This is a genomic window from Streptomyces sp. SID5464 (assembly GCF_009862985.1).
In the GTDB taxonomy this organism is placed as follows: Bacteria; Actinomycetota; Actinomycetes; order Streptomycetales; family Streptomycetaceae; genus Streptomyces; species Streptomyces chartreusis_D.
Genome location: NZ_WWIQ01000021.1, coordinates 153,730 through 153,948 on the forward strand (window position 1 = coordinate 153,730; position 219 = coordinate 153,948).

Sequence of the window (219 nt, forward strand, 5' to 3'; positions counted from 1 at the left end):
GGTCCCGGTCCCTGGCGGGAGTGTCCTCGAAGGTGTCCGGCACGGGTTCGTTGACGATCATGTTGTGGGTGACCCTCCGATCTGCGGGGTGGACGGTCGCAGAACCGAGAAGACGTGCGCGGGCCTATGGCCCGGTTCGAGGCGCACGTAGTTGGCCCTGCCCCAGTGATAGGTCTCGCCGGTGAGCTCGTCGCGCACCGGCACCGACTCGTGCCAGTC

General features: G+C 67.6%; 1 protein-coding gene. It reads right to left on the minus strand.

What is annotated here, in order from left to right; translation table 11 throughout:
• Positions 1-57 precede the first annotated feature (57 nt).
• A partial coding sequence (locus GTY47_RS41850; protein ID WP_078602723.1) for an alpha-amylase occupies positions 58-219 on the minus strand: 162 nt, incomplete at its 5' end.